Consider the following 26,135-nt stretch of genomic DNA (forward strand, 5'->3'; position numbering starts at 1 on the left):
CGTCCCAATCCGTCACATGCCAACGGGGAGGCGCCATGAGCCACCACGTCTACAAGCACATCGAACTCACCGGCTCCTCGGAGCTGGGTATCGAAGACGCCATCAACAACGCCATCGTCAAGGCTTCCGAGACGCTGCACGGCATGCGCTGGTTCGAGGTCACCGATACCCGCGGCCACATCGAGCATGGCCGCGTGGCTCACTGGCAGGTCACCCTGCGAATCGGCTTCACCCTCGACTGAAACCCGCTGCCTGGGCAGGACTGTTCCCCAACGGGCGGCTGGTTTATGCTAGCCGCTACTGTATTGCGGCGCACAAGGTGCGCCGTCGTCGATTCCGGCGCCCCGGACAGCGGACAACGACACAATGAAGATCATCATTCTCGGTGCCGGCCAGGTCGGCGGCACCCTGGCCGAACACCTGGCCCGCGAAGAGAACGACATCACCGTGGTGGACACCAACGGCGACAAGCTGCGCGAGCTGCACACCCGGCTCGACATCCGCACCGTGGTGGGGCCCGGCTCCTACCCGGTGGTGCTGCGCCAGGCCGGCTGCGAGGACGCCGACATGCTGATCGCGGTGACCAGCCGCGACGAAGTCAACATGATCGCCTGCCAGGTGGCCCACACTCTGTTTCGCACCCCCACCAAGATCGCCCGGGTCCGCGCCACGGCCTACCTCACCCGCAAGGGGCTGTTCGCCCACGAGGCGATCCCCATCGACGTGCTGATCAGCCCCGAGCAGGTGGTCACCGACCACATCCGCCGGCTGATCGAGCACCCCGGCGCCCTTCAGGTGCTCGAATTCGCCGGTGGCCTGGTGCAGCTGGTAGCGGTCAAGGCCTTCTACGGCGGCCCCCTGGTGGGCCAGGAACTGGGCTTTCTGCGTCGACACATGCCTAGCGTCGACACCCGCGTCGCGGCCATCTATCGCCGCAACCGACCGATCATCCCGCGCGGCGACACCACCATCGAGGCCGACGACGAGGTGTTCTTCATCGCCGCACGCCGCGATATCCGTGCGGTGATGAGCGAGCTGCGTCGGGTCGACCGCGACTTCCGCCGCATCATGATCGCCGGCGGCGGCAACATCGGCGAGCGCCTCGCCGAACACCTCGAGCACAGCCACCAGGTGAAGATCATCGAGCACGGCATCGAGCGCTGCACGGTGCTCTCCGAACGCCTCGACCGTACCGTGGTGCTGCACGGCAGCGCCACCAGCAAGCGCCTGCTCGAGGAAGAAAACATCGAGGACTGCGACATCTTCTGCGCGCTGACCAACGACGACGAGGTCAACATCATGTCGTCGATGCTGGCCAAGCGCATGGGCGCCAAGAAGGTGCTCACGCTGATCAACAACGCCGCCTACGTCGACCTGGTGCAGGGCGGCGAGATCGACATCGCCATCTCGCCCCAGCAGGCCACGATCGGCAGCCTGCTGACCCACGTCAGGCGCGGCGACATCGTCAACGTCCACTCGCTGCGCCGCGGCGCCGCCGAGGCCATCGAGGCCATCGCCCACGGCGATACCCAGTCTTCCAAGGTGGTGGGGCGTGCCATCGGCGAGATCGATCTGCCCAACGGCACCACCATCGGTGCCATCGTGCGCGGCAAGGAAGTACTGATCGCCCACGACGACGTGGTGGTGGAATCCGGCGACCACGTGATCCTCTTCGTCATCGACAAGCGACGCATCCGCGAAGTGGAGCGTCTCTTCCAGGTCGGGCTGACGTTCTTCTGATGCGGTTGCCAGCTCTGCCGATGCCGAGCCGCGAGACGATGCGGCGGCCCGCAACGCTCGCGCTCCCTGTCCGAGGGGGCACGCCATGAGCCTGCGCATGATCCTGCGCATCCTCGGGCTGTTGCTGATGATGTTCAGCCTGACCCTGGTGCCGCCGATTCTCATCTCCTGGCTGTTCGCCGACGGCATGTGGCAGGACTTCCTGATCGCCATCGGCATCACCGTGGCGACAGGGGCGGTGATGTATCTGCCCAACCGCCACGCACGCCGCGAGCTACGCACCCGCGACGGCTTCCTGATCGCGGCGCTGTTCTGGAGCGTGCTGGCGCTGTTCGGCTCGCTGCCGCTGATGTTCGCCGGCGATTCGGCGCTATCGCTCACCGATGCCGTCTTCGAGTCCTTTTCGGGGCTCACCACCACCGGGGCCACGGTGATCACCGGCATCGAGCATCTGCCCGAGTCGATCCGCTACTACCGCCAGCAGCTGCAGTGGCTGGGCGGCATGGGGATCGTGGTGCTGGCCGTGGCGATCCTGCCGACCCTCGGCGTCGGCGGCATGGCGCTCTATCGCACCGAGATACCGGGACCGCTGAAGGACTCCAAGCTCACCCCGCGCATCACCGAGACGGCCAAGGCGCTGTGGTACATCTACGCCTCCCTCACGCTGACCTGCATGCTGGCCTACATGGCGGCCGGCATGAATTGGTTCGATGCCCTGGGCCACAGTTTCTCCACCGTGGCCATCGGGGGCTTCTCCACCTACGACGCCAGCATCGGCCATTTCGACAGCGCCGCCATCGAGTTGATCTGTGCCGCCTTTCTGATCGTCTCCGCCATGAGCTTCAGCCTGCACTTCCTGGCCTGGCGCGGCCGTCAGCTCAAGCACTACGTGCAGGATCCCGAAGCGCGCTTCCTGCTGCTGTTCCTGGCCGGACTGACGGTGATCACCGTGGTGTCGCTGTGGCTCACCGAACAATACGGCGTCGAGCGCGGCCTGCGTCACGGTTTCTTCGAAGTGGTTTCGGTCGCCACCACGGCGGGGTTCGCGGTGGCGGACTTTTCCGCCTGGCCGGGCGCACTGCCCTTCCTGCTCTTCGTCACCGCCTTCGTGGGCGGCTGCTCCGGCTCCACCGGCGGCGGCATGAAGGTGATCCGCATCATCCTCATCCTCAAGCAGGGCATGCGCGAGGTGATGCGCCTGATCCACCCCAGCGCGGTGATATCGGTCAAGGTGGGCAAAGTCAGCGTGCCGGACGGCATCGCCCAGGCGGTGTGGGGCTTCTTCTCGGTCTACCTGCTGCTGTTCTTCCTGATGCTGGTCGGCGTGATGGCCACCGGCGTCGATCAGGTCACCGCCTGGTCGACGGTGGGCTCGGCGCTCAACAACCTGGGCCCGGCACTGGGTGAGGCAAGCGCCCATTACGGCGACCTGCCCACCGTCACCAAGTGGATTCTGATCGTGGCCATGTTGCTCGGCCGCTTGGAGATATTCACCGTGCTGGTACTGTTCACGCCGGCCTTCTGGCGCAAGTAGCCGAGGTTTGGCCCGCCGGCAGGCTTCATGGATAATCGACTCTTCAGCCCTCAGTCTCGAGCCGTCATGACCGACTCCCAGGAACCCACGACCGCCTCCCAGCCCGCCATCAGCGGCCCCCACCGCGTCATCGAGATGGGGGGCAGTCGCTATACTCTGCTGGGCACCGCCCACGTCTCGGCCGAGAGCGCCGCAGACGTGCGCAGCCTGATTCGCTCGGGTGAGTTCGACGCCGTGGCCATCGAACTGTGCGATTCGCGCCACCAGAATCTCAGCAACCCCGACGCCCTGGCCGAGCAAGACCTGTTCGCCATCTTCCGCCAGGGCAAGGCCGGCATGGTGGCCGCCAGCCTGGCGCTGGGCGCTTTCCAGCAGCGGGTGGCCGAACAGTCGGGCATCGAGCCCGGCGCCGAGATGCGCGCCGCCCTTGAGGAGACGCGCCGCGACGGACTGCCGCTGCTGCTGATCGACCGCGACGTCGGCATCACCTTGAAGCGCATCTACCACAACGTGCCCTGGTGGCAGCGCTTCTCGCTGTTTTCGGGTCTGCTGGGCAGCGTGCTATCGCGCCAGGAAGTATCGAGCGACGAGATCGAGCGGCTGAAAGAGGGCGATGTCCTGGAGTCCACCTTCAGCGAGTTCGCTGCCGAGTCCGAGGCGCTGTTCACGCCGCTGATCAGCGAGCGCGACCGCTACATGGTCTTGCGCCTGGCCGAGCAGGCACCGCCCGGGCGCTATCGTCACGTGCTGGTGGTGATCGGTGCCGGTCACCTCAAGGGCATGGCCGAGCAGCTCGAGTCGCCGCTCCCGGAGGCGCCCACCGCCGAGCGCGAAGCGCTGGAGAGCACCCCGCCACCATCGCGCCTGTGGCGCGCACTGCCCTGGGTGGTGACGGCCCTGGTGCTGACCGGCTTCGCCATCGGCTTTTCGCGTAACACCGAACTCGGCTGGCAGCTGATCGGCGAATGGTTCGTGATCAACGGCGTGCTGTCTGGCGTGGCCACGTTGTTCGCCCTGGCCCACCCATTGACGGTGGCCGCTACCGTCGTCGCCGCCCCGCTCACCTCGCTCAATCCCACCATCGGCGCCGGCTTCGTCGCCGCCGGCGTGGAACTCTTGCTGCGCAAGCCCAAGGTGCGCGACTTCTCGACCCTGCGCCATGACGTCACCGCGCTCAAGGGCTGGTGGCGCAACCGGGTCTCGCGGACCCTTCTGGTATTCCTGTTCGCCACGCTGGGCTCCGCTGCCGGCACCTGGATCGCCGGCTTCCGTATCGCCGACGCCCTGCTCAGACTGCCCGGCTAACCCAACGGTGCGAGTCCGGCTTACTCCTCGTCGCCCGTCGATTGCCTGGCTCGGTAGAAGGCATCGATGACCTGGGCGACCACCTTGCGTTCGGCAACCGGTAGCGCCAGATATTTCTCCAGCACCTGGCGCTCTTCGGCACTGATCGTGGATTTCCAGCGCCCCTTCGCCTCGCGAATCCGATTCACGGCGCGCTTTCCATAACGCAGCTCCTGCGGCTCGACGTTCAACCACGCTGCCAGCACTTCGAGCTTCTCCTGCTGGGGCAGGGTTTCGCCCCGCAACCAGCGGCGCACACCCTGAAGCGTCACGGGCTTGCCCCAGAAACGCAGATTGAACTCACGTTCCAGTACGGCCGGGCGTGGCTCGTAACCGGCCGCGCGCATGGCATTGGCCAGTCGATCGGCAAAGGCAGACTCGTCGCTCATCGAGGCAACGTGCCGCCTGTGTTACACGCTAGGATAAACTCCGGTTGAATCATAAGGTGAACCAATGGTTAAATTAATGAAGTTGGATGTTATACTCGCCCAGACACCTAGCGCAGGCGACGGCAGCCCCGGGGGCCTCGACCGGGGCGGGGCCACGCCAAGGACACCGCCATGGACTCGCTGGAAACGGATCTCGTAGCGAGCGACTACCGTGCCGCATTGGCGTACGACCCACGGGCCATTCAACCGTGCGGCTGTCTCATGGCCGTCGACCGGCAATGGCGACGAATCCGGCTTGCCAGCACCAACCTGGCGGACTTTCTCGATCTGCCCCAGGCGGATGTCCTGTCGCTTTCTCCCCATCAGTTGCTCGGTGCATCGCTCATCGAGGCATTGCAGCATCAGTTGTCACGGCCATCGACGCCACGCGCTTCGCGCCGTCTGACCGGTCGGCAGCGGTCTCTGCTGGTCACCGCGCATGGTTCGGCCGTCACGGCGACACTCGAGATCGAGCCCCTGGAGAATCTCGACGACGACCTGACCGGCCGTGGCGTCGCCTGGGGACGCCGATTCGATGCCTGCCATGACCCGCAGCAGCTCGAAAGCGTATTGCTCCAGGCAGTGCAGGAGATCACCGGCCATGCCCATGCCTGCATACGCTACTGCACTCCCGGCGCCGGGGATCTCGAAGCGGGCACGGGGCTACGCATGGTCGCGGACACCCAAGCGAAGCCGGTACCGCTCATCGGCGACACCACGGTGGATGCCTCCCTGGCTTTTCACGCGCTTCCCGACCGACAGGCGCGACAGCTGCGCCGACGTGCCGTTCGCTCCGTTCTGGCCTTCCCTCTGCATGACGAGACGCCCTCTTCCGGTGGCCTGCTGATCGGATACAGTGCCATACCCCGCTATCTGGCACCTCCCGTTCGTCAGCTGCTTCAGCTGGTGGCGCAAGCTGCCTGGCAGCGCCACCAATTGCTCGAGGAGCGCAGCAACCTGCGGCGCCGCCAGCGTTTGCTGGACGCCTACGAGTGCCTCGGCAGCGAAGGCATGCAGCATCTGTCGATCCGGAGCCTGCGGGAGGCCGGCCAGACCTGGCTCGAGATATTCCAGGCCTGCGGCATGCTGTTGACGCAGGGCGGTCAGATCAACGGCATCGGCACCCACCCCGAAAAATCGACCCTGAGTGACATACTCCGCTTCCTGGACGCCAACGGCCGCCGGCGCCCCTGGAGCCATCACGACCTGGCCAGCACCCCGCTCGCCGGAGAGTTGACCGCCGACCCTTCGTTTGCCGGTCTGCTCGCCGTTCCGCTACGGACGGGAAACGACACCACCGGCTGGCTCATGCTATTCCGCCGTGCGACCGCCAACGGCACCAGTCCGCCCTGGCAACCCGCCGACCTGCACCAGGCACAGGAACTCGCCCGCCTGCTGTCGGCCGACATGACCTTGTGCCAGGCCCGCCAGCTCGCCAAGCGATTGCAGGAGCACAATACGACGCTGGCGAGACTCGCCCACACCGATCCCGTCACCCAGGTCGCCAACCGGCATCGCATCGAGCAGGTGCTGGATGCCGAACTGCTCGCCTGCGAGCACAGCCATGAGCCCTGCTCGCTGCTGCTCTTCGACGTCGACCACTTCAAGCGCATCAACGACACGCATGGACACGATGCCGGCGATCGGGTCCTGTACCACCTGGCGCAGGAAACCCTGGCCCGCCTGCGCACCAGTGACCATCTCGGTCGCTGGGGTGGTGAAGAGTTCCTGATCATCGCACCGAACTGCACCTTGCATGCCGCCGCCGACCTTGCCCGGCGGCTGTGCGACGAGATAGCCGAGCTCCCGATGCCATTCGCCGGCCCTATCTCGGCCAGCTTTGGCGTCACCCAGTGGTCAGCGGGCGACACACCCAAGAGCATCGTGCGGCGTGCCGACCTGGCGATGTATCAAGCCAAGCAGGCGGGAAGAAGCCGCGTGCGAACGGCCTGAGCATGACACGCTCATGCGCCGCGGCGCGCCATCAGGCGCTGCATCGCCGGCGTCGGCGCAGCGATTTTCTCGAAGCGCCGGCTCGCTGCATAGCTGTCGTTGAACGCATCGAAATAATCGTCGAGCACCCGCGCGGCGTCCGCATCGCCGCCCTGATTCAGCAGCTCGGCCGCGACCTCGGCAGTGCACAGGTGCTCGCTGGAAGCGGGCTTGCGCAGCCGATAACGAGTCTCTCGCCGAGCATGCAACGGCAACACCGGGAAAGCATCGAGGTAAGGGCTGCGGCGAAAGATGCGCCGTACCTGTCGCCAGGTACCGTCGAGCAGCAGGTACACCGGGATGCGCCCTGCCACCCGTGTCTCGGTGACGGCCTCGATGCTCACCACGCGGTCGGCGTAATCCGGCTGATCATCGGGGAAGATCACGAAGGGGGCATAACGCGGATCGTCGAGCAGGGCCAGCAGGCCCGGGTCCGGCGCCGTGCGGTACCAGGTGAAGACCTGGGTATCGGGTAGCACGTCACGAATCAGCCGCCCGGTGTTGGTGGGCTTGTGGTGCTCCAGGGGATGGGTGAGCAGCCACACCCTGGCCACGCTCTGAGCCTCGACCCGATAGGGGCAGAGGCAGTTGAGCTCGGGCAGGTTGCAGCCGGGGCAACGCACTACGAAGCTGCCGCGGGCCTTGAACTCGCGACGCGGCGGGCGCGGATGACCGGTGGCGGGGTCATGAGAACGTCCGGTGGCGGGGTCGCTGGCGACGGCACCGCTCTCGGGCGTGTCCGAGACGGAAGGCTGATCCGACATGATGCTGGGCGACTCTCGACGGGGGACCAGGCATTCTAGCAATGCTGCACACTGCGGTCACCCGCTCAGCGGGTCCGGCACCCAGAGCCTCCCCTCGCGCTGCCAGTGACGCGTAAGCGCCGGCACGCCCTTGCCGGCCGGCTGATCGAAACGCGTGACGCCCGGCGGCGCCAGGGCATGCGCTTCGGGATCGACCAGCACGCAGGGCACATCCATTCCCACCTGATCGAGCAGCGAGGCTGCCGGCATCACGGCCAGCGAGGTACCCACCACCAGTAGAAGGTCGGCCTCGGCGGCGATTTCGCACGCCTCGCCGAAGCGCGGCACGCTCTCGCCGAACCACACGACGTCGGGGCGCAGTTGGCTGCCCTTGTCGCACACGTCACCCAGGCGGATGCCGCCGCGCCGCAGCGGGTAGCGCAACCGCGGATCCACCGAGGAGCGCGCCTGAAGGATCTCCCCGTGCAGATGGAGCACATCGCGCGAGCCGGCGCGCTCGTGCAGGTCGTCGATGTTCTGAGTGATGATGCTGACCCGAAAGCCCTGCGCCTCGAGGGCTGCCAGCGCCCGGTGCGCAGCATTGGGACGGGCGCGGCGCACCTGCTCCCGGCGGGCGTCGTAGAACCGCAGCACGCGCTCGGGATCGCGGTGCCATGCCTCGAGGGTCGCCACCTCCTCGACGGAATGGTCTGCCCACAGGCCATCGCTGGCACGAAAGGTCTGGATGCCGCTCTCGGCACTGATGCCCGCGCCGGTGAGAACGACCAGGTGGGGACGCGGCGACTCGCCCAAGCTCCACTCCTCGAAACGTCGCATCGACTCAATAGACCAGCCCGTTGCCGTCGCTTCCGGCAAAGCGCTGCTTGTTGCGATAGGGGTAGACGTCGATCACCCGTCCGTCGCGAATGGCCTGCTGCAGCCCCTGCCAGTAGCCGGCATCGAAGAGCTCGGGATGCAGCGTATAGAAGAGCTTGCGCAAGCGCAGGTTCGCGAACAGGAAGGGGCCGAACTCTTCGGGAAAAATATCATTCGGCCCCACCGAGTACCAGGGTTCGTCGGCGAGCTCCTGCTCGGGATAGAGCGGCTCGGGGATGTGGCGGAAGTTGCACTCGGTGAGATAGCAGATCTCGTCGTAGTCGTAGAAGATCACACGACCGTGCCGGGTCACCCCGAAGTTCTTGAGCAGCATGTCGCCGGGAAAGATGTTGGCGGCGGCCAACTGCTTGATGGCATTGCCGTAGTCCTTGAGCACCGCACGTTCCTCGGCTTCGTCGCACTGCTCCAGATAGAGGTTGAGCGGGGTCATCATGCGCTCGGTGTAGCAGTGCTCGATGATCACCTTGTCGCCCTTGAGATAGACGGTGGAAGGTGCCACGCGCAGCAGCTCCTCGAGGCAGTCGGGGTCGAAGTGATCCCGCCGGGCGATGAAGTGCGAGAACTCCTGGGTGTCGGCCATGCGCCCCACGCGGTCGTGGCGCTTGACCAGGCGGTATTTCTCGCGCACGTCCTCGCGGCTCATCTCCTTGGTGGGATCGAAACGATCCTTGATGATCTTGAACACGGTGCGAAACGACGGCAGCACGAACACCGCCATCACCATGCCGCGCACGCCGGGGGCGATGATGAAGCGGTCCTCACGTCTGGCCACCTGCTGGTTGAGGGCGCGAAAGAACTCGGTCTTGCCGTGCTTGAAGAAGCCGATGGCGGCGTAGAGTTCGCCGGCGGGCTTGTCGGGCATCAGCTCGCGCAGGTAGTCGACGAACTCCCCGGGCACCGGCACCTCGACCTGGAAGTAGGCGCGCGTGAAAGAAAAGATGATCGACACCTCATCGGGCTCGATGAGCACCGTGTCCAGATGCAGCCCCTTGCCTTCATCGTGCAGCACCGGCAGTACCAGCGGCACCTGCTCGCCACCCCCGCGAATGCGCCCCACCAGATAGGCGCCCTTGTTGCGATAGAAGACGCTCTCGAGCAGCTCCACCTCGGCATCCGCGGCATCCCGCAGCACTGCCGGCAGATGACCGCACAGGAAGTCGGCACCCAGGCGGGTATCCCGCCCCAGGTCGTCGAAGGGCGTCTCGAAGGGCGCCTCCGCCAGCGCCCAGCGAACGGCTGCCTGCCAGTCGCCGTCCACCACATGGCGCCGGCACAGCTCGATGCCCGAGCGGTGCGCCGCACCATCCCGCGAGCTGTAGACGAACATCCAGTCGTTGCGAATGTGGCGATGATGGAACACGGAGCAGAACAGTGAGTTGAAGTAGGTCTCGGCCAGTTCGTAATCGAGCCGCTGGCTGATCAGCTCGGCATAGTGGTTCCTTGCCTCCCGCCAGCACTCGCAGTGGGTCAGTTCCTCCTCGCTGAAGGTGCGCCGCAGTCGCTCCAGGGTATCGTCGACTTTCTCTGCATAGAGATTGATGCGCTCCGCGGAGGCCTGCTGCGCTTCGCGCCAGGCAGCGTCGCGAAATCGTCGGCTGGCATCGGCGGTGATGGCCTTGAAGCGCGAACGGTACTCGTCGAAGCCATGCAGGATGGTGGCGGCAAGGCGATAGGCGGGCGACAGCTTCATGGCGGACTCCAGACAGCGTGAGCGCCCAGCATCGCGGATTTTGCCGTGGCGGGCGAGCCGACCATGGTGTATCGGTCTGTAGCGTGGCGACACGCCGCCCAGCGCCGCTGTCATCGTTTCATCACGCCTCTGTCGCACTGGCGTCACGCGAAGCCGGCAGCCTCGCAGTGAGAAGATCACCCACGAGGTCGTCATGCGCATCTGTCTGGTCAGCGAAACCTGGGCACCCGACATCAATGGCGTCGCCCACACGCTCAGCCACCTGGCCGACGAGCTGCACGGCCGCGGTGTCGAGCTCCAGTTGGTGCGACCAGGACCATCGCAGGGCGTTCGGTTCCAGCGGGCGGCGGGCATGCAGGCGGAGCTTCAGGTGCGCGGCGTGTCCCTGCCTGGCTATCGGGAAGTCCGAATCGGCCTGCCCGCGCCGCGGCGACTGCAAAGCCTGTGGCAACGGCAGCGACCCGACGCGGTCTATCTCGCCACCCAGGGCCCGCTGGGCTGGTCGGCCCGCCGAATCGCCCACCGCCTCGGCATCCCCGTCGTCGCCGGCTGGCATACCAACTTCGATCACTACTGTCACGATTACGGCCTACCGTGGCTGGAACCGGTCCTGCTAAGCGCGCTTCGCCGCTTTCACAACGGCTGTGCGGCCACCCTGGTGCCGACCCATGCCCAAGTGCAGAGCCTGCACGGTCAAGGCTTCCAGCGCCTGGCCGTGATGGGCCGCGGCATCGACGGCGAACGCTTCTCGCCAGCCCACCGCGACTCTCGGCTGCGCACCCGGTGGGGCGTCGACGACCATACCCCGGTCGCCCTCTACGTCGGTCGGCTGGCCTGGGAGAAGAACCTGACGCTGCTCGAAGAGACCTTTCGCGCCCTGCTCGAGGCCCGGCCCGACATGGCACTGGTGATCGTCGGCGACGGTCCGGCCCGGGCACGCCTCGAGACGGCGCTGCCCGATGCGCACTTCACCGGCTTCGTATCCCGCGAGGCGCTGCCGCGCTATTACGCCAGTGCCGACCTGTTCGTATTCCCCTCGCTGTCGGAGACTTGGGGCAACGTGGTCTTGGAAGCCATGGCCAGCGGCCTGGCGGTGGTCGCCTATCGCCACGCCGCGGCCGCCGAGCTGATCGGCCACGATCACCATGGTCTGGCCATCATCCCCGGCGATGAGACGAGCTTTCGGGATGCTGCAGTGGCGCTCTCTCAGCAACCGGCCCGCTTCGCTCGTCTTGGCCGCGCCGCCCGGCAGCGTGCGCTGGAATATCGCTGGCCGGCCATCACCGATGCCTTCCTCGCCGTTATCGACCATGTCCGGGAGAGAGACCATGAAACCGCGCGCCCCTGCGGTGTTTGACCGCCTCGACCTGCTGGAGTGGCAGCTGTGCCAGCGCATTGCCCGCTTCAGTCTCTATCGCCCCTGGCTCGGCACGCTACGCCTGGCCAGCAAGCTCGGCGACTGGCCGGTATGGGTGGCGCTGATCGCCGCCCAGCCGTGGCTTCACGGTTCCCAAGGCTACGCCCGTATGGCGCAGTACACGCTCACCGCCCTATTGGCCATCGTCGTCTATCGAGCACTCAAGACGCGACTGTGCCGCGAACGCCCCTTCATCACCTTCGGCGCACGCATCACCTGCCGCGAACCGGCTCGCGACCGCTACAGCTTCCCCAGCGGCCACACCATGCACGCGGTGCTGTTCTGCGTCCTCACCGCGCACCACGCGCCGGCACTGCTGCCCTGGCTGGTGCCGCTGGCGCTGATGATTGCGGTGTCGCGGGTGGGGTTGGGGCTGCACTACATGAGCGACGTACTCGCCGGCGCGGCCATCGGCTACGCCTTCGCCGTGGCCAGCCTGGCGCTGGCCGGGTGAGGCAGGCCGGGACATTCCACCGTCATCGCTTCGTCACCCCATCGTCATGTCGCCGACACGCCCCTGTCATCGATGCCGACCAGCATCGAAGGTGTCATTCACCCCCACAACCACAGGTGACAGCATGCGTTGCGTTATCCCCAACCGTACCCTGTTCGGCGCCGCTTTCGCCGCCAGTGCCGTCTTCATGGGCCTCTCCTCGGCCCACGCCGACTTCGCGCTGAGCGAACGCTACAACGATGCCGACGGTGACTTGGTGGCCGACGTCCCCGAGGACGAATCGCAGTGGCTCGACCCGGACACCCTGGTGTTCGCCTACACCCCGGTGGAGGACCCGGCCGTCTATGCCGAGGTCTGGGCCGGCTTTCTCGAGCACATGGAGGAAGTCACCGGCAAGGAGGTGCAATTCTTCCCGGTGCAGTCCAACGCCGCCCAGATCGAGGCGATGCGTGCCGGACGCCTGCACGTGGCCGGCTTCAATACCGGCTCCAACCCTCTTGCCGTGGCTTGTGCCGGCTTCCGCCCCTTCGCCATGATGGCAGCCGAGGATGGCTCCTTCGGTTACGAGATGGAGATCATTACCTACCCGGGTTCGGAAGTGCGCGAAGTGGAAGACATCCGCGGCCGTACCCTCACCCATACCTCGGAAACCTCCAATTCCGGCTTCAAGGCGCCCACCGCGTTGATGGCCTCGGAATTCGGCATGACCTCCGGCGAAGACTACGAGGTCGACTTCTCCGGCAAGCACGACAACTCCGTGCTCGGCGTAGCCAATGAGGACTATGAAGTCGCCACCGTCGCCAATTCGGTAAAGAACCGCATGATCGACCGCGGCGTGATCGAGGCCGACCAGGTGGAAGTGCTTTATCAGTCCGATACCTTCCCCACCACTGGCTACGGCACCGTCTACAACCTGGCACCGGAGCTTCAGGAGGCGATCCAGGAAGCCTTCTTCAGCTTCGACTGGGAAGGCAGTGCACTGGCCGAGGAGTTCGGTCGCAACGGCGAGGAGCAGTTCATCCCCATCTCCTTCAAAGAGCACTGGGCGGTGATTCGCCAGATCGACGAAGCCAACGGGGTCGAATACGACTGCAACTGAGCCCTCTCTCCATGCGAGCTCGCGGGCGGCCTGGCCGCCCGCCTTTTGCGTTCATTGCGGAGACTTCCGTGCTAGACATTCAACGACTCTCCAAGACCTATGGTTCCAGAAGCGGCGCCTCCGGCGACAAGGCCCTGCGCGACGTTTCTTTCCGCGTACCGCAAGGTCAGACGCTGGGTCTCATCGGCCCCTCAGGCGCCGGCAAGTCGACGCTGATCCGCTGCATCAACCGTCTGGTGGAGCCGACGAGCGGCGCAATCCACCTCGGCGACACCGACCTCGCCGCCCTGGGTAGCCGCGACCTGCGTCGCGCGCGTCGTCGCATCGGCATGATCTTCCAGGAGTACGCCCTGGTGGAGCGCCTCACCGTGATGGAGAACGTGCTCTCCGGACGGTTGGGCTACGTGCCTTTCTGGCGCAGCTTCACGCGACGCTTTCCGGGCCGCGACATCGAGAACGCCTACCGCCTGCTCGACCGGGTGGGGCTGCTCGACCATGCCGACAAGCGCGCCGATGCCCTCTCCGGGGGCCAACGCCAGCGAGTGGGTATCGCCCGCGCCCTCGCCCAGGAGCCGGAACTGCTGCTGGTGGATGAACCGACGGCGAGCCTCGATCCCAAGACCAGCCGGCAGATCATGCGCTTGATCACCGAAATCGGCGCGGAACGCAACCTGCCGACCATCGTCAACATCCACGACGTTCCCCTGGCACAGCAGTTCGTGGACCGCATCATCGGCCTGCGCAGCGGCGAGCTGGTGTTCGACGGCAGTCCCGACGCATTGACCGAAGCCGTGCTCACCGACATCTACGGTGCCGAGGACTGGACCGCCATGCGCCAAGACCATGAAGAGGATGAGGCCGCCGAGCAGGCCAGTCGCCTGACGCTGGCGGGAGGTGCCGGATGACTGGAGCCGGCCACTATCCGCGTCGCTGGCGCCGTCCCCCGCAGATCTTCACTCACCGCGGCTGGCGCCTGGCATTGCAGCTGGCCATCCTGGCCTACCTGGTGCTGGCCGTAGGCTCGCTGGAGGTCGACGTGTCGCGGGTCGTCGAGGGCCTGGAGCGCGGCGCGCGTTTCATGCAGGGCTTCTTGCAGCCCGACTTCGTGAGCCGCTGGAGCGACATTCGTCAGGGTCTGATCGAAAGCCTCACCATGACGCTGACCGCCACCGTGGTGGGCATTCTCGTCTCGGTGCCCATCGGCATCGGCGCGGCCCGTAACCTGGTACCGCAACCCGTCTACCTGGTGTGTCGTGCGATCATCGCGGTGAGTCGCTCGCTCCAGGAAGTCATCATCGCCATCTTCCTGGTGGCCATGTTCGGCTTCGGTCCCTTCGCCGGCTTCGTGACCTTGGCCTTCGCCTCCATTGGCTTCCTCGCCAAGCTGCTCGCCGACGACATCGAGGAGATCGACGCCAGCCAGGCCGAGGCGATCCGCGCCACCGGCGCCAGCTGGTGGCAGCTGATCCACTACGCCGTGCAGCCCCAGGTGATGCCGCGGCTGATCGGCCTGTCGCTCTACCGCCTGGACATCAACTTCCGCGAGAGCGCGGTGATCGGCATCGTCGGCGCCGGTGGCATCGGCGCCACCCTCAACACCGCCATCGACCGCTACGAATACGACAGTGCCGGCGCCATCCTGCTGATCGTCATCGCCATCGTCATGCTGGTGGAGTACAGCTCCAGTCATCTGAGGAAATATCTGCAATGACCCGACTCGATCCGACCGCCAGCGAGCCGACCCACTACGCTCAAGTGTGGTCCTTCCGTACGCCCAAGGCGCGGCTGGCGCTGTGGGCCGGCTGGCTGGCCCTGGTGGCACTCTTCGTTTGGTGCTGGCAGGTGATGAACGCCGGCACGATGTGGGTCTTCGTCGCCGACGCGCCGAGTCAGGCGGCCGACATCGGTAGCCGCATGTTCCCGCCACGGCTCGACTACCTGCCCGAGCTGCTGGCACCGCTGTGGGACACACTCAACATCGCGACCCTGGGCACCCTGGGGGGCGTCATTCTGGCGGTACCGGTGGCCTTTCTGGCGGCAGCCAACACGACGCCCTCGAAGCTGCTGGTGAGACCCGTGGCGCTGCTGGTGATCGTCACCTCGCGCTCGATCAACTCGCTGATCTGGGCACTGCTGCTGGTGGCCATCATCGGGCCGGGCCTTCTGGCGGGCATCGTGGCCATCGCCCTGCGCTCCATCGGCTTCGTCGGCAAGCTGCTCTACGAGGCCATCGAGGAAACCGACGTTCGCCAGATCGAGGCCGTCACCGCCACCGGCGCCAGCCGCTCCCAAATCATCCACTACGGCATCGTGCCCCAGGTGCTGCCCGCCTTCTGGGGCATCTCGGTGTTCCGCTGGGACATCAACATCCGTGAAAGCACCATCCTCGGCCTGGTGGGCGCCGGCGGCATCGGCATGAAACTGCAGTCGTCTATCGATACGCTGGCCTGGTCCCAGGTGGCGACCATCCTGGTCGTGATTCTCGCCACGGTAGTGGTGAGCGAAGCGGTCTCGGCGCGGCTGCGTCACGCACTCATCTGATGCGACGATCCACGAACAGGCTGTTACCCGGCTGCTTCTTGGCCTGTTTCTTGAGGTCGGAAAGCTCCGTGGCGATATCCAGCGCCATGTCCTGCGTCCCGGCCGGTACCGGGCGGGCCGCCAGCGACACGCTGACGATGGGAAAGAAGGTCTCGACGCCCTGGCGATTCTCGAGATGGATGCCGCCGGCGCGACGGTCGGCATCGTCGTAGAAGTCCGGAGCGATGGCAGCGAAGGCCTCGAGGATGCGACGACAGGTATCGCGCCAGCTGGCATCCTCCAGCAACAGCACGAAGTCGTCCCCACCCACGTGGCCGACGAAATCGGCCTCGTCCGCCTGGGTCTGCAGCAGGCTGGCCACGGCGATGATCACCCGGTCGCCACGGGCATAGCCGTAGGCGTCGTTGAACGCCTTGAAGTGGTCCAGGTCGCAGTAGACCGCCGTGAAGGCCTCGCCGCGCTCCAGCCACCGGGCCAGGGTCTCGTTGATCAGGATATTGCCCGGCAGACCGGTCAGCGGGTTGGCATGCCGGGCCTGCCGAACCTGTATCGCGGTGATCTCGCGCAGCAGGTCGACGATATTGCCCATGCCTCGATAGTTGCCGTCACCGTCGACGATCACGAAGTCTTCCTGCTGGCCATCGTCCCCGGCGGTCACTCGCTGGCTGAGCTTGGCCAACGGCGTGTCGGCGGCGGCCACCAGCATCTGCGTATCGGCCAGTTCCCGCACCTGGCGCTTGGCATAGAGCGAATGGCTGAACGGGTTGGTGAACAGCATCAGAAAGGCGTTGCGCCGCACCACTCCCAGCGGCCGCCCACGGTCCACGACGGGCACGCAGCGCAGCGACGGATGGCGGCGAAAGCGCTCCACCAACGCCGGCACGGGCATGTCTGGCGGCACGGCGGCAATCGCACGGGTGATGGAACAGGCGCAGCGCGCGGGCTCCTGGCACGGCGTCGCATGGGCGGGTAGCAGATGGGAGACGTTGTGCGGTGGCGCTTCGCTGGGCCGCGCGAAGAAATAGCCCTGCAGCAGCGACAGGCCACGATCGAGTTCCCATAGACAGCGATGCTCCTGCTCGGTCTCGATGCCCTCGGCGATCAGCTGGCAATCCAGGCTGCGCGCCACGTCGAGAATCGAGCGCAGGAATTCGCGCTTGGCCGGCGCCTGGTCGATACCCGCGACGAAATGACGGTCGAGCTTGACGAAGTCCGGCCGCAGCTCCGACCAGTGCCGCAGGCTGGAGTGCCCTGCGCCGAGGTCGTCCAGCGCCACCTGGAAGCCCATCTCGCGGTAGTGGGCCACCGCCTGGCGCATCAAAGCGTAGTCGTGGATCGGCATGTGCTCGGTGAGCTCGATCACCACCCGGTTCGGCGCCAATCCCACCTCGTGCAGAAACCGCAGGGTGAGACCTTCCCGAAAGTCGCGCTCGACGATGGTGGCCGGCATGACGTTGAGAAACAGCTGCCCCGGCAGACCCAGCGTCACGAAGCGCTGAATCGCCAGGCGCCGGCACAATAGGTCCAGCTCCACCAGCAGGCCGGCGTGCATGGCCACGTCGAACAGGCGTACCGGCGAACGCAGGGGCGATCCCTCGGGACCGCGCGCCAGCGCCTCGTAGCCGTGAATCGTCCGACGCCCGGCATCGACGATGGGCTGGAAATGCACCACCAGCCGCTCACCCTCGATGATCGCTCTGAGTGCATCGCCCTCCGTCGTCATGGCTCTTCCCTGCATCATGGTCGTGCGAAGAGAATGCGACACCACCGTGACATGGGTATGACAGCAACGCCATGGCGCCGGTCGGCCCACGGTGGATCGCTCGGAATGGCCGCTTGTGCCTCGATACTCACGATGGCTGAACGCCCGCGCCGGATGACAAGTCACCCCCAGACGGCGACAATGAGCGCCCTTCGCGAAGGGAACGGACGACACATGATCGACGAGCTGCGGATACTCCATGACGACGCGCACCTGGTCGTCGTGCACAAGCCGGCAGGACTGCTGGTGCACCGCACCGACCTGGCCCGCGGCGAGCGCGAATTCCTGGTGCAGCGGCTGCGCGACAGGCTGGGCCGGCGCGTCTATCCGGTACACCGACTCGACCGACCCACCTCCGGCGTGATGGTGTTCGCCCTCGACCCCGAAAGTGCCTCCCGGCTCGGCGCAGCGTTCACCGAACGCCGGGTGACCAAACGCTACCTGGCCGTGGTGCGCGGCATCGGCCCCGAGACCGCATCTCTGGACTATCCACTGCGCGAGGAGGACGGCCGCCGACCCAAGGCGGAGATGCCTGCCCAGCCTGCCATCACCGAGGTACGCCGCCTGGACAGCGTGGAGCTGCCGATAGCGGTGGACCGCTACCCGCGCGCCCGCTACTCGCTGATGGAAGCGCGCCCGCTGACTGGCCGTCGCCACCAGATTCGCCGCCACCTGTCACGGCGTGGCTATCCAATCGTCGGCGATGCCAAGCACGGCAAGAGCATTCACAACCGTTTCTTCGCCGACCGCCTGGACGCCCCGCGCCTGCTGCTGGCCGCCGTCGAGCTGGACTTCGAACATCCCGTGGACGCCTGCCGCCTGAGGGTGAACGCCGGCCTGGACGCGCCCATGAGCCGCCTGTTCGAACGCTTCGGCTGGAGCGGCCACCTGCCGGTGGATCGCGTCCACCGCGACACCCTTGCCGAACCCACCGTGGAACCGATCACGCCATGACCGAACTGCCCCAGGCTATCCCCCACGCCCCGGACGACCACGCGCTACGCTTCGGCGGCATCCGCCGCCTCTACGGTCAGCGCGCCGCCGAGCGATTCCGTTCGGCTCACGTGGTGGTGGTCGGCGTGGGCGGCGTGGGCAGTTGGGCCGTCGAGGCGCTGGCACGCTCCGGCATCGGCAGGCTCACGTTGATCGATCTCGACGACGTCTGCGTATCGAACGTCAACCGCCAACTGCACGCCCTGGACGGCACCATCGGCCGTCCCAAGGTCGAGGTGCTCGCCGAACGCTGCCGTGCCATCCAGCCCGGCATCGAAGTGGTGGCCGACACCGCCTTCGTCACCCCCACCAACCTGGCCACGCGGCTGCCGCAGGATGCCGACCACGTGGTGGACGCCATCGACAGCGTGGCGGCCAAGGCGGCTCTGATCGCCTGGTGCCGGCGCCACAAGCTGCCGATCACCGTCACCGGCGCCGCCGGCGGCCAGACCGACCCTACCCGCATCCGCACGGCGGACCTAACGCGCACCGAACACGATCCGCTGCTGGCCAAGGTGCGCGCCCGTCTGCGCCGCGACTACGGCTTCTCGCGCAACCCCAAGCGACGCTTTGCGGTGGAATGCGTCTACTCTGACGAACAGCTGGTCTATCCTGCCGCCAACGGTGAAGTGTGCTTCGAGAAGCCCGGCTCGAACGAGTCCACGCGGCTCGACTGCGCTTCGGGCTTCGGTGCTGCCACCTTCGTCACCGGCAGCTTCGGCTTCGTGGCCGCCTCGCGGGTGCTGGCCAGACTGGCCAGGCAGGCCACCGCCAGCCACGACGGCGAAACCGTCCTCTGACTGGATGATCGTGGCAAGAGCCTATCGTCAACCGTGTCACATCCCGGAGCTTGACATGACGCAGCCCCACCCCGTCCCCGGTATCTACTGCCACTACAAGGGCAACCGCTACGAGGTCCTCGGCGTGGCCCACCACAGCGAGACCGAGGAGCCGCTGGTCGTCTACCGTGCCCTCTACGGCGACTACGGTCTGTGGGTGCGACCGCTGGAGGACTTCAACGAAACCGTCGAGGTGCAGGGCGAACCCGTGCCACGCTTCGAGCGCGAGAAAGCGTTCTGAGTCGAATAGAGACGCACCTGCCACCCTTGTGGACCAGGATGGATCAGAAACGGGACCGCATTGGGAAGTCTCACGCCATCCGGATTTCCGAAAAGCTGAGCACGAATCACCCGGAAGACACCGGAATGCGCCACCACCAGCGGCAGGACATCATGGGCCAACACCCCATTCAGCGCCGCCAAGACCCGCGACTGGAAGCAGACCCAGCTCTCGCCGCCTGGGGGTGTGGCCTCGTAGGGAGTCTGTCGCTCGAACGCCTGCTCTTCCAGCCGCCCCCAGTCACGCTCATCGAGTCCACCGATGCGCATCGCTTCCTCACCGGGAACCGCCAGCTCGGCGGTTCGCCAGGCGCGCTGCAAGGTACTGGTCGCGACCCGGCTCCAGGGTCTGGCGAGCCAGGTGGCGGCCTGCCGGGCCTGAGCCTCGCCAAGGGCGGTCAGTGGCACGTCGGTGCGCCCGCCGATGCGTCGCTGACGATTCAGCCGCGTTTCCCCGTGACGCATGAACACGAAGGGCTTAGCCAGCAGCATCGCTACCCTCCTCCGACATGGCAGGCTCTTCTGTCGCAGTCAGCAACTCGCCCACCGCGCGTACCTCGCGGGTAAAGAGAGGGATGACGCGCTCGGCCCCCAAGCGATTCGTGAGCCCCCGCATGTGGGTGAGCCGCAGGTGAACGTTCCAGCGCAGCCAGTCGACTTCGCCGTCGGCCTTCTGGCGCTGTCGGCGGGGAGTGAGATACCCCGTATGCAGCAGCCGGTGCTCGGGCCAGTCCTGTGGATCGTCGTCGCAGTCCTCCACCAGCCACAGTTCGGGGGAGCCCACGCGCGGCGCATCGAGCAGCCGGCGAATGGTCGCATCATGCGCATCCCTACGCAGCGAACCTGGCAAGCGCAATAGCTGTTCGAGCGCCTGACGGCAAGCGGCGTCCAGGTTCCAGGCAATCCCCAGCCGCTCGGCGTGGGCATCGAGCCACAGCGCCATTTCCAGCCCCCGGCCGGATAACGGTACCGGCAGCACCCGCGGCCCGGTCAAGCTCCGCGCAATGGCCGCACGACATTGCGCCTGGGGCGTATCGTAGCGACCGTAGGAGGCATCCAGCAGGGCAATGCGGGCGGGCGGCGGCATGTCGAAGGGAAAGAGTTGCGACTCCAGGCAGGCATCGCCGCTGTAGAACACCCCGCTACCGATGCCCAGATGCAACCATACGCCACCGAGCGAGTGCCCGGCGTGGCCGGTGGTCACTGGAATACCCTCAATGCGGCACTGACCGCGCTCGGGCAGCGCTCGCCACTCGCGCCCGCCCGGCAGCGCTGCCGCCACCACGGCGGTGCAATAGAGCGGCAGCTCGGCCGGCAACTCCGCAACAGCACCGATATGATCGAAGTGGTCGTGACTGATCAGCACGGCATCGACGTCCAGCCCATCGACCCAGGCCGTCGACTGCCCCGAATGCAGGGCGCCGCCGGCGTCGAGCAGCAGACGCTTGCCCTCGGCCTCGACCAGGATGGCCGCAGGCGACTTGTCGCCCAGCCCGCTGAGCACCTCGATGCGCGGGCTCATGCATCGGGCTCCAGGCACCAGCCCTCATGCAGCGTCAAGCCCACCTTCTGCCCTTCGGTGAGAGCTTCGTGATGATAGGCCATTAGCGCTTCACCGCTTTCTAGGCAGAGGTGCAACTCGTAACGTTCGCCGCGGAAGGTCACGCCTTCCACTCGCGCGCGCAGGGCGTGGAAGGAAGAGGAATCGGGCAATACCGTGACGTGCTCCGGCCGCACCAGCACCGTCTGGGTGCGCTCGGTGGCAATGGCGGCGAGCCCCCGCATCAGGGTGGCCTCCTCCAGGCGCTGTCCCGGCCGCCCCGCAGCCACCTTCAGTTGGCTGCCCTGGCCGATGAAGCTCGCCACCCAGGTAGACCGCGGCCGGCGATAGAGCGTTTGCGGCGTGGCCCACTGCTCCAGCCGACCTTCCCGCATGACCGCGATCCGGTCCGCCAGCGCCATGGCCTCGCTCTGGTCATGAGTGACATAGACCAGGGTGGCCCGGGTACGGCGATGGAAATCGCGAAAGCTCTGCTCCATCGCCGCGCGCAAGTGACGGTCGAGATTGGCCAGCGGTTCGTCGAGCAGTACGACGTCGGGGTCGGTGACCAGACAGCGCGCCAGTGCCACGCGCTGTCGCTGGCCGCCGCTCAGCTCCTGTGGCGAACGCTGGGCGTAGGGCTCCAGAGCCACCATGGCCAGCGCCTTCGCCACCTGACGCTGATAGGCCTCGCCGCTCCGGCGGCGCAGCTTGAGCGGGTAGCCGACGTTGTCGGCCACGCTCATGTGCGGCCACAAGGCATACGACTGGAACACCATGGCCATGTTGCGCTGCTCCGGCGGCACATGCTGGTCCAGGCCGGCCAGAAGGCGCCCTCCCAGATGGATCTCACCCTCGCTGAGCGACTCGAAGCCGGCCAGCATGCGCAGCATGGTGGTCTTGCCGCAACCGCTGGGACCGAGCAGGGCGACGAACTCACCTGGTTCGACGTCCAGGGAGAGTGCATCGACGGCGCGCTGCTCGCCGAAACGCTTGGTGACGCGATCGATCGTCAATCCTGCCATGGTACGACTCCCTTGGGCAGGCGCGGCGCCAGCAGGCTCAGGCAGAGCATCAGCGCAGCGACCATCGCTACCACCAGCACCGAAACCGCAGCGGCCAGCACGCTCTCGCCGCCTTCGTCCAGGTTGAAGATCATCACCCCCAGGGTCTCGTTGCCGGCACTCCACAGCAGCGCCGAGACGGTCAGCTCGTTGACCGCCATCAGGAATACCAGCAGCCCGCCGGCAAACAGCGCTGGCGCCACCAGCGGCAGTACGATGCCACTCAGACGCCGCCAGGGACCGGCACCCGCGAGTTGGGCAGCCTCCTCCAGCGAAGGGTCGAGCTGGGAAAGACCGGCAGCCACCGGCTTGAAACACACCACCAGGAAGCGCGCCAGATAGGCGATGAAGATCAATCCGAGGGTGCCGTAGAGCGCCACGCCAATGAGCGGGATGGGGCGCACGAAAAGCAGGATGCAAGCTACCGCCAACACCACGCCCGGCAGCGCATAGGGCAGTTCGATGGCACTCAATGCCAGGCTCTGCCAGCGCCGGGGCAAGCGTTGCATGCGGTAGGCCAGCGGCAGGCTGCACAGCATCAGCACCAGCGCGGCACCGCCCGCCAGCCACAGGCTGTTGCGCACCGCCCGCCAGGTCGCACCCTGGCGGGCGATCACCTCGTGATAGGCATTCAGGGTGAGCGTTTCCCAGGTGAGCGGCACGCCCATGGCGGGAACCAGCGAACTCACCACCAGGGCCGCCAGCGGCGCGACGAGAATCGCCACCAGCAATGCCACCAATAGCGCGGTCACGCCCCCGCGCCAGCGCCCCAGCGCAAAGTCGTGGGCACGCCCGCCATGGCCCACGAGGCCGAAGCGGCTGCGCTTCATCCACGCCTGCTGAAGTGCCACACCGGCCAGCGCCAGCGCACCGATCAGCAGCGAAAGGGAGGCCATCTCCGCCAGCACGCCGGTGCCGAAGCTGGCCATGCGCTGGTAGATCAGGGTCGGCAGCACGTAGTAACCCGCGGGAATGCCCAGCATGGCGGGAATGCCGAAGTTCCCCAGGCCCGAGATGAAGGCCATGGCGCCCCCGGCGATCAGCCCGCTGCGAGTGAGCGGCAGAACGATCTGCCCCCACACCTGGGTCTGACTCGCACCGCTGATTCGCGCCGCCTCGACCAGTTCGCGTGGCAGCGAGAGCAGCGAGGTGCGCAGCGCCAGGAACACCAGCGGTGCGCTCTGGATCCCCAGCAGCAAGGCAATGCCCTGTGCCGAGTGGAGCGGCTGCGGGCTGCCCAGCGGCGGAGCCAGCCCGATGCTCTTGAGCAGCGGACTGGCAGGCCCGAACAGCTGCAGCCAGCTGAGCGCGGTGACCTGCGGCGGGATCATCATCGGCAGCATGAAGCAGAACACCAGCCACGGCTTGCCGCGAATGTCCGTGAGGGTGATCACGAACGCGAACAGGCTGCCCAGCACCAGCGCGATCAGCATGCCCAGAGCCGAGGTGTAGAAGCTGTGCCATAGCGCCCGCCAGGTACCCTCGGCCTGCAGCACCCGCCACAGCGGCGCCTCGCTGCCCTGGGCCAGGTCGCCCAGCGCCTCCACCAGCAGGCGCAGACTGGGCGTCAAGCTGAACGCCACGATGACGGTCGTCAGCAGGGTGAGCAGCCAGCGCTGCTGGCTGCCATGGGTGAGGCTGAGCCTCATGATCAACTACCGAACAGGTCGCTGAAGCGCTCCTTGAGCTCGGCCTCCCTGGCCAGCGCGCTTTCGACATCGAGCGGCATCAGGTCGATGTCGTCGCGGGCCGGAAAGCCCTCCGGCGGCGCCACCTCGGGGTGCGCTGGCAGATAGCCCTGATCGCTCACCAGCTGCTGCCCCTCCTGCGAGAGAACGAAATCGACGAACTTCCGCGCCGCATCGAGGTTGTCGGCTCCCTGCATGATGGCCACCGGCTCGGTCACGGCGCTCACGCCCTCTTCGGGGAATACGAAGGCCACCGGCGAGCCCTTGGCCGCCTCGCGAATCGGCAGAAAGTCCACCACGACGCCGTAGGGTTTGGTGCCCGCGGCCACGGCATTGAACACGCCGCCATTGCCACCCTGGGCCTCGACGCGGTTGTCGTGCAGTGCTTCGTAGTAGTCCTCGCCCAGTTCGGGGTGTTCGCTGAGCGTCGCCATGTGAATCAATGCAGCGCCGGAGTAGAGCGGGCTCGGCATGGTCACCTGCCCTGCGTATCGCGGTTGGGTGAGCTCTGCCCAGCTTTGCGGCTGGTGCGTGGCACCGGTGTTGTAGACGATGCCCGTGGTAATCAGCTTGGTGCCGTAGTAGTGACCCTCCGCATCGTACAGCCCAGCATCGTAGGCTTCGCGCTCGGGGCTCAGGTAGGGCTGCAAGTGCCCTTCCTGCTTGAGCGACTCCATGGTCATGCTGTCGGCGATCAGCAGCACGTCGGGATTGCTGACGCCGGCGGAAAGCTCGGAGCGCAAACGAGTCATCAGACGAGTGGTGCCATCGCGAACCCACTCCACTTCGATGTCGGGATGGGCGGCCTGGAAGGCGTCGACGGTCTGCTGGGCGTCACCGTTGGGCTGGCTGGTGTAGAGCACCAGCGTCTCGCTGCCGATAGCCGGAAAGGCCAGGCCAGCAAGCACTGAAGATAAGGCAAGCGCGGATACCAAGGAGCGTTTCGGCATCATGGGAACACCTCCGATGAGTGAACCCCATCGACATTACCGTCATCGCCTTACAGCACCGTGACAGTCGGTCTTCATTCGGCAAACGGCCTGAATGGGCAATGGCAGGCATGGTTGGCGCTTTGGAGCGGCCAGGACCAAAAGGCCGGAGTCGGCATCGCACCCAAAATGGCAGCGCCCGCATCGACGAGATCGATGCGGGCGCAGGTGTGGTCGGAGGCGGCGGTGTCGGCGTTACTCTTCGCCGGCTTCCTGCATCTGCTTGTGCAGGTAGTTCTCGATGCCGACCTTGTCGATCAGGCCGAGCTCGGTCTCGATGTGGTCGATGTGCCCCTCTTCGTCGGCCAGCAGGTCACGCAACAGATCGCGAGTCACGTAGTCCTGTACCGTTTCGCAATAGGCAATCGCCTCGATGTAACCCTTGCGTCCCTCGTGCTCGATCTTGAGGTCGCACTCCAGCATTTCACGGACGTTCTCGCCGATGTGCAGCTTGCCGAGATCCTGCAGATTGGGAACGCCCTCGAGGAAGAGGATGCGGTCGATCAGCTTCTCCGCGTGCTGCATCTCCTCGATGGACTCGTCGTACTCCCACTTGCCCAGCTTGGTGAGGCCCCAATCCTGATACATCTTGGCATGCAGGAAATACTGATTGATGGCGACCAGCTCGGCACCCAGGGCCTTGTTGAGATGCTCGATGACCTTGGCATCACCTTTCATGGTGCGTCTCCCTCTTCATTGCGTCTTGGACCGATCCTGAAACGTCAGGCTGAAACGTAGCACCGTTCTCTGCGGCACGTCGAACACCCCCAGTATTGTCTACTGAGAGCAAAAAGTCCAAACATGACAAAGGGTTGGGAGAAACGCAACTAGAATGAGAAGAATTGGCTATCGATGCTGCAGCCCTCTCGGGTCCGCCATGAGGCCGCGCGGCATCAGACCGCGTAGGCCAAGTCGTCCACGGCGGCCGACATCTCGTTGACGATGGCTTCACGCGTGATGTGTTTGGCCGTGCAGGCACACTTGCCGCACTGGGTGCCGCAACCCGTCTCGGCCTGAACCTCGCGCCAGCTGCGGGCGCCGCCCTCGACGGACTCGCGGATTCGGTGGTCGGTCACGCCCTTGCAGATACACACGTACATTG

The 26,135-nt window shown here is 66.1% G+C and carries 26 protein-coding genes; 14 read left to right on the forward strand and 12 right to left on the reverse strand.

The features are described 5' to 3' along the window. Positions 1-35: 35 nt before the first annotated feature. The 4 genes from BLP96_RS14775 to BLP96_RS14790 all read left to right on the forward strand — a co-directional run bounded on the left by BLP96_RS14775 (position 36) and on the right by BLP96_RS14790 (position 4,579). Positions 36-242: a dodecin gene (locus BLP96_RS14775; RefSeq protein WP_089687513.1), complete on the forward strand. Its 207-nt coding sequence runs from the start codon at positions 36-38 to the stop codon at positions 240-242. A gap of 124 nt (positions 243-366) precedes the next feature. Further along, entirely contained in the window at positions 367-1,740 is a 1,374-nt protein-coding gene (gene trkA / locus BLP96_RS14780; RefSeq protein ID WP_089687516.1) for a Trk system potassium transporter TrkA, read from the forward strand. An 85-nt stretch (positions 1,741-1,825) separates the two neighbouring features. Then, positions 1,826-3,274 (forward strand): TrkH family potassium uptake protein, encoded by a 1,449-nt coding sequence (locus tag BLP96_RS14785; RefSeq protein ID WP_089687519.1) that lies wholly within the window; start codon positions 1,826-1,828, stop codon positions 3,272-3,274. A gap of 66 nt (positions 3,275-3,340) precedes the next feature. Continuing rightward, on the forward strand, positions 3,341-4,579 hold the full coding sequence (locus tag BLP96_RS14790) for a TraB/GumN family protein (RefSeq protein ID WP_089687523.1): 1,239 nt from the start codon (positions 3,341-3,343) through the stop codon (positions 4,577-4,579). A 20-nt stretch (positions 4,580-4,599) separates the two neighbouring features. Here BLP96_RS14790 and BLP96_RS14795 read toward each other — a convergent pair whose 3' ends face one another. Continuing rightward, entirely contained in the window at positions 4,600-5,007 is a 408-nt protein-coding gene (locus tag BLP96_RS14795; protein WP_089687525.1) for a transcriptional regulator, read from the reverse strand. A gap of 171 nt (positions 5,008-5,178) precedes the next feature. Between BLP96_RS14795 and BLP96_RS14800 the strand changes: the two genes are divergently transcribed. Then, positions 5,179-6,999, forward strand: a complete 1,821-nt coding sequence (locus tag BLP96_RS14800) for a sensor domain-containing diguanylate cyclase (protein ID WP_089687528.1) — start codon at positions 5,179-5,181, stop codon at positions 6,997-6,999. An 11-nt stretch (positions 7,000-7,010) separates the two neighbouring features. Here BLP96_RS14800 and BLP96_RS14805 read toward each other — a convergent pair whose 3' ends face one another. The 3 genes from BLP96_RS14805 to aceK are packed head-to-tail and all read right to left on the reverse strand — an operon-like array spanning position 7,011 to position 10,368. Beyond that, positions 7,011-7,802, reverse strand: a complete 792-nt coding sequence (locus tag BLP96_RS14805; RefSeq protein WP_089687531.1) for a tRNA-uridine aminocarboxypropyltransferase — start codon at positions 7,800-7,802, stop codon at positions 7,011-7,013. Between the two features lie 57 nt (positions 7,803-7,859). Beyond that, positions 7,860-8,594: an SIR2 family NAD-dependent protein deacylase gene (locus BLP96_RS14810; protein ID WP_245682276.1), complete on the reverse strand. Its 735-nt coding sequence runs from the start codon at positions 8,592-8,594 to the stop codon at positions 7,860-7,862. Between the two features lie 28 nt (positions 8,595-8,622). After that, entirely contained in the window at positions 8,623-10,368 is a 1,746-nt protein-coding gene (aceK, locus tag BLP96_RS14815) for a bifunctional isocitrate dehydrogenase kinase/phosphatase (RefSeq protein WP_089687537.1), read from the reverse strand. 193 nt (positions 10,369-10,561) lie between these two features. Here aceK and BLP96_RS14820 point away from each other — a divergent pair, with 193 nt between their 5' ends. From BLP96_RS14820 to phnE (BLP96_RS14845), 6 genes are all read left to right on the forward strand, one after another. Continuing rightward, complete coding sequence (locus BLP96_RS14820) at positions 10,562-11,725, forward strand: glycosyltransferase family 4 protein (RefSeq protein ID WP_089687539.1); 1,164 nt, start codon at positions 10,562-10,564, stop codon at positions 11,723-11,725. After that, the gene (locus BLP96_RS14825) at positions 11,697-12,239 is read left to right on the forward strand and encodes a phosphatase PAP2 family protein (protein WP_089687542.1); all 543 of its coding nucleotides are present in this window, start codon (positions 11,697-11,699) and stop codon (positions 12,237-12,239) included. The genes BLP96_RS14820 and BLP96_RS14825 overlap by 29 nt, the downstream gene beginning before the upstream one ends. Before the next feature lie 124 nt (positions 12,240-12,363). Next, positions 12,364-13,338 carry a phosphate/phosphite/phosphonate ABC transporter substrate-binding protein gene (gene phnD, locus BLP96_RS14830; protein WP_089687545.1) on the forward strand — a complete coding sequence of 325 codons (975 nt, stop codon included), beginning with the start codon at positions 12,364-12,366 and terminating at the stop codon, positions 13,336-13,338. A 68-nt stretch (positions 13,339-13,406) separates the two neighbouring features. Then, positions 13,407-14,243 carry a phosphonate ABC transporter ATP-binding protein gene (gene phnC, locus BLP96_RS14835; RefSeq protein WP_089687548.1) on the forward strand — a complete coding sequence of 279 codons (837 nt, stop codon included), beginning with the start codon at positions 13,407-13,409 and terminating at the stop codon, positions 14,241-14,243. After that, positions 14,240-15,049 carry a phosphonate ABC transporter, permease protein PhnE gene (gene phnE / locus BLP96_RS14840; RefSeq protein ID WP_089687551.1) on the forward strand — a complete coding sequence of 270 codons (810 nt, stop codon included), beginning with the start codon at positions 14,240-14,242 and terminating at the stop codon, positions 15,047-15,049. Before phnC ends, phnE (BLP96_RS14840) begins: the two co-directional genes overlap by 4 nt. Continuing rightward, on the forward strand, positions 15,046-15,879 hold the full coding sequence (gene phnE, locus BLP96_RS14845) for a phosphonate ABC transporter, permease protein PhnE (protein WP_089687554.1): 834 nt from the start codon (positions 15,046-15,048) through the stop codon (positions 15,877-15,879). The genes phnE (BLP96_RS14840) and phnE (BLP96_RS14845) overlap by 4 nt, the downstream gene beginning before the upstream one ends. On the opposite strand, the gene BLP96_RS14850 is transcribed toward phnE (BLP96_RS14845), so the two are convergent. After that, entirely contained in the window at positions 15,872-17,602 is a 1,731-nt protein-coding gene (locus tag BLP96_RS14850; RefSeq protein ID WP_245682277.1) for a bifunctional diguanylate cyclase/phosphodiesterase, read from the reverse strand. The genes phnE (BLP96_RS14845) and BLP96_RS14850 overlap by 8 nt on opposite strands. Positions 17,603-17,815: 213 nt before the next feature. On the opposite strand from BLP96_RS14850, the gene BLP96_RS14855 reads away from it, so the two are divergent. Genes BLP96_RS14855 through BLP96_RS14865 form a run of 3 tightly spaced genes read left to right on the forward strand, consistent with a single transcriptional unit; the run spans position 17,816 to position 19,714 of the window. Beyond that, entirely contained in the window at positions 17,816-18,595 is a 780-nt protein-coding gene (locus BLP96_RS14855; protein ID WP_176761536.1) for a pseudouridine synthase, read from the forward strand. Continuing rightward, positions 18,592-19,434, forward strand: a complete 843-nt coding sequence (tcdA, locus tag BLP96_RS14860; RefSeq protein ID WP_089687560.1) for a tRNA cyclic N6-threonylcarbamoyladenosine(37) synthase TcdA — start codon at positions 18,592-18,594, stop codon at positions 19,432-19,434. The genes BLP96_RS14855 and tcdA overlap by 4 nt, the downstream gene beginning before the upstream one ends. Before the next feature lie 55 nt (positions 19,435-19,489). Continuing rightward, on the forward strand, positions 19,490-19,714 hold the full coding sequence (locus BLP96_RS14865) for a DUF1653 domain-containing protein (RefSeq protein WP_089687563.1): 225 nt from the start codon (positions 19,490-19,492) through the stop codon (positions 19,712-19,714). Here the strand turns inward: BLP96_RS14865 and BLP96_RS20595 are convergent. The 7 genes from BLP96_RS20595 to BLP96_RS14900 form a co-directional block, all read right to left on the reverse strand. Next, positions 19,618-20,244 (reverse strand): histidine phosphatase family protein, encoded by a 627-nt coding sequence (locus BLP96_RS20595; protein WP_089687566.1) that lies wholly within the window; start codon positions 20,242-20,244, stop codon positions 19,618-19,620. The two genes, BLP96_RS14865 and BLP96_RS20595, sit on opposite strands and share 97 nt — an antisense overlap. Then, positions 20,231-21,274 carry an MBL fold metallo-hydrolase gene (locus BLP96_RS14875; protein WP_089687569.1) on the reverse strand — a complete coding sequence of 348 codons (1,044 nt, stop codon included), beginning with the start codon at positions 21,272-21,274 and terminating at the stop codon, positions 20,231-20,233. The genes BLP96_RS20595 and BLP96_RS14875 overlap by 14 nt, the downstream gene beginning before the upstream one ends. Further along, a complete protein-coding gene (locus tag BLP96_RS14880) occupies positions 21,271-22,317 on the reverse strand; it encodes an ABC transporter ATP-binding protein (RefSeq protein ID WP_089687572.1) in 1,047 nt (348 codons plus the stop codon). Before BLP96_RS14880 ends, BLP96_RS14875 begins: the two co-directional genes overlap by 4 nt. Then, a complete protein-coding gene (locus BLP96_RS14885; protein WP_089687575.1) occupies positions 22,305-24,005 on the reverse strand; it encodes an ABC transporter permease in 1,701 nt (566 codons plus the stop codon). Before BLP96_RS14885 ends, BLP96_RS14880 begins: the two co-directional genes overlap by 13 nt. A gap of 2 nt (positions 24,006-24,007) precedes the next feature. Then, the gene (locus tag BLP96_RS14890) at positions 24,008-24,994 is read right to left on the reverse strand and encodes an ABC transporter substrate-binding protein (protein WP_089687649.1); all 987 of its coding nucleotides are present in this window, start codon (positions 24,992-24,994) and stop codon (positions 24,008-24,010) included. A 234-nt stretch (positions 24,995-25,228) separates the two neighbouring features. Next, positions 25,229-25,711: a bacterioferritin gene (gene bfr, locus BLP96_RS14895; RefSeq protein ID WP_089687578.1), complete on the reverse strand. Its 483-nt coding sequence runs from the start codon at positions 25,709-25,711 to the stop codon at positions 25,229-25,231. A 215-nt stretch (positions 25,712-25,926) separates the two neighbouring features. Further along, complete coding sequence (locus BLP96_RS14900) at positions 25,927-26,133, reverse strand: (2Fe-2S)-binding protein (RefSeq protein WP_089687580.1); 207 nt, start codon at positions 26,131-26,133, stop codon at positions 25,927-25,929. Positions 26,134-26,135 lie beyond the last annotated feature (2 nt).

Source organism: Billgrantia gudaonensis, assembly GCF_900100195.1.
GTDB lineage: Bacteria > Pseudomonadota > Gammaproteobacteria > Pseudomonadales > Halomonadaceae > Halomonas > Halomonas gudaonensis.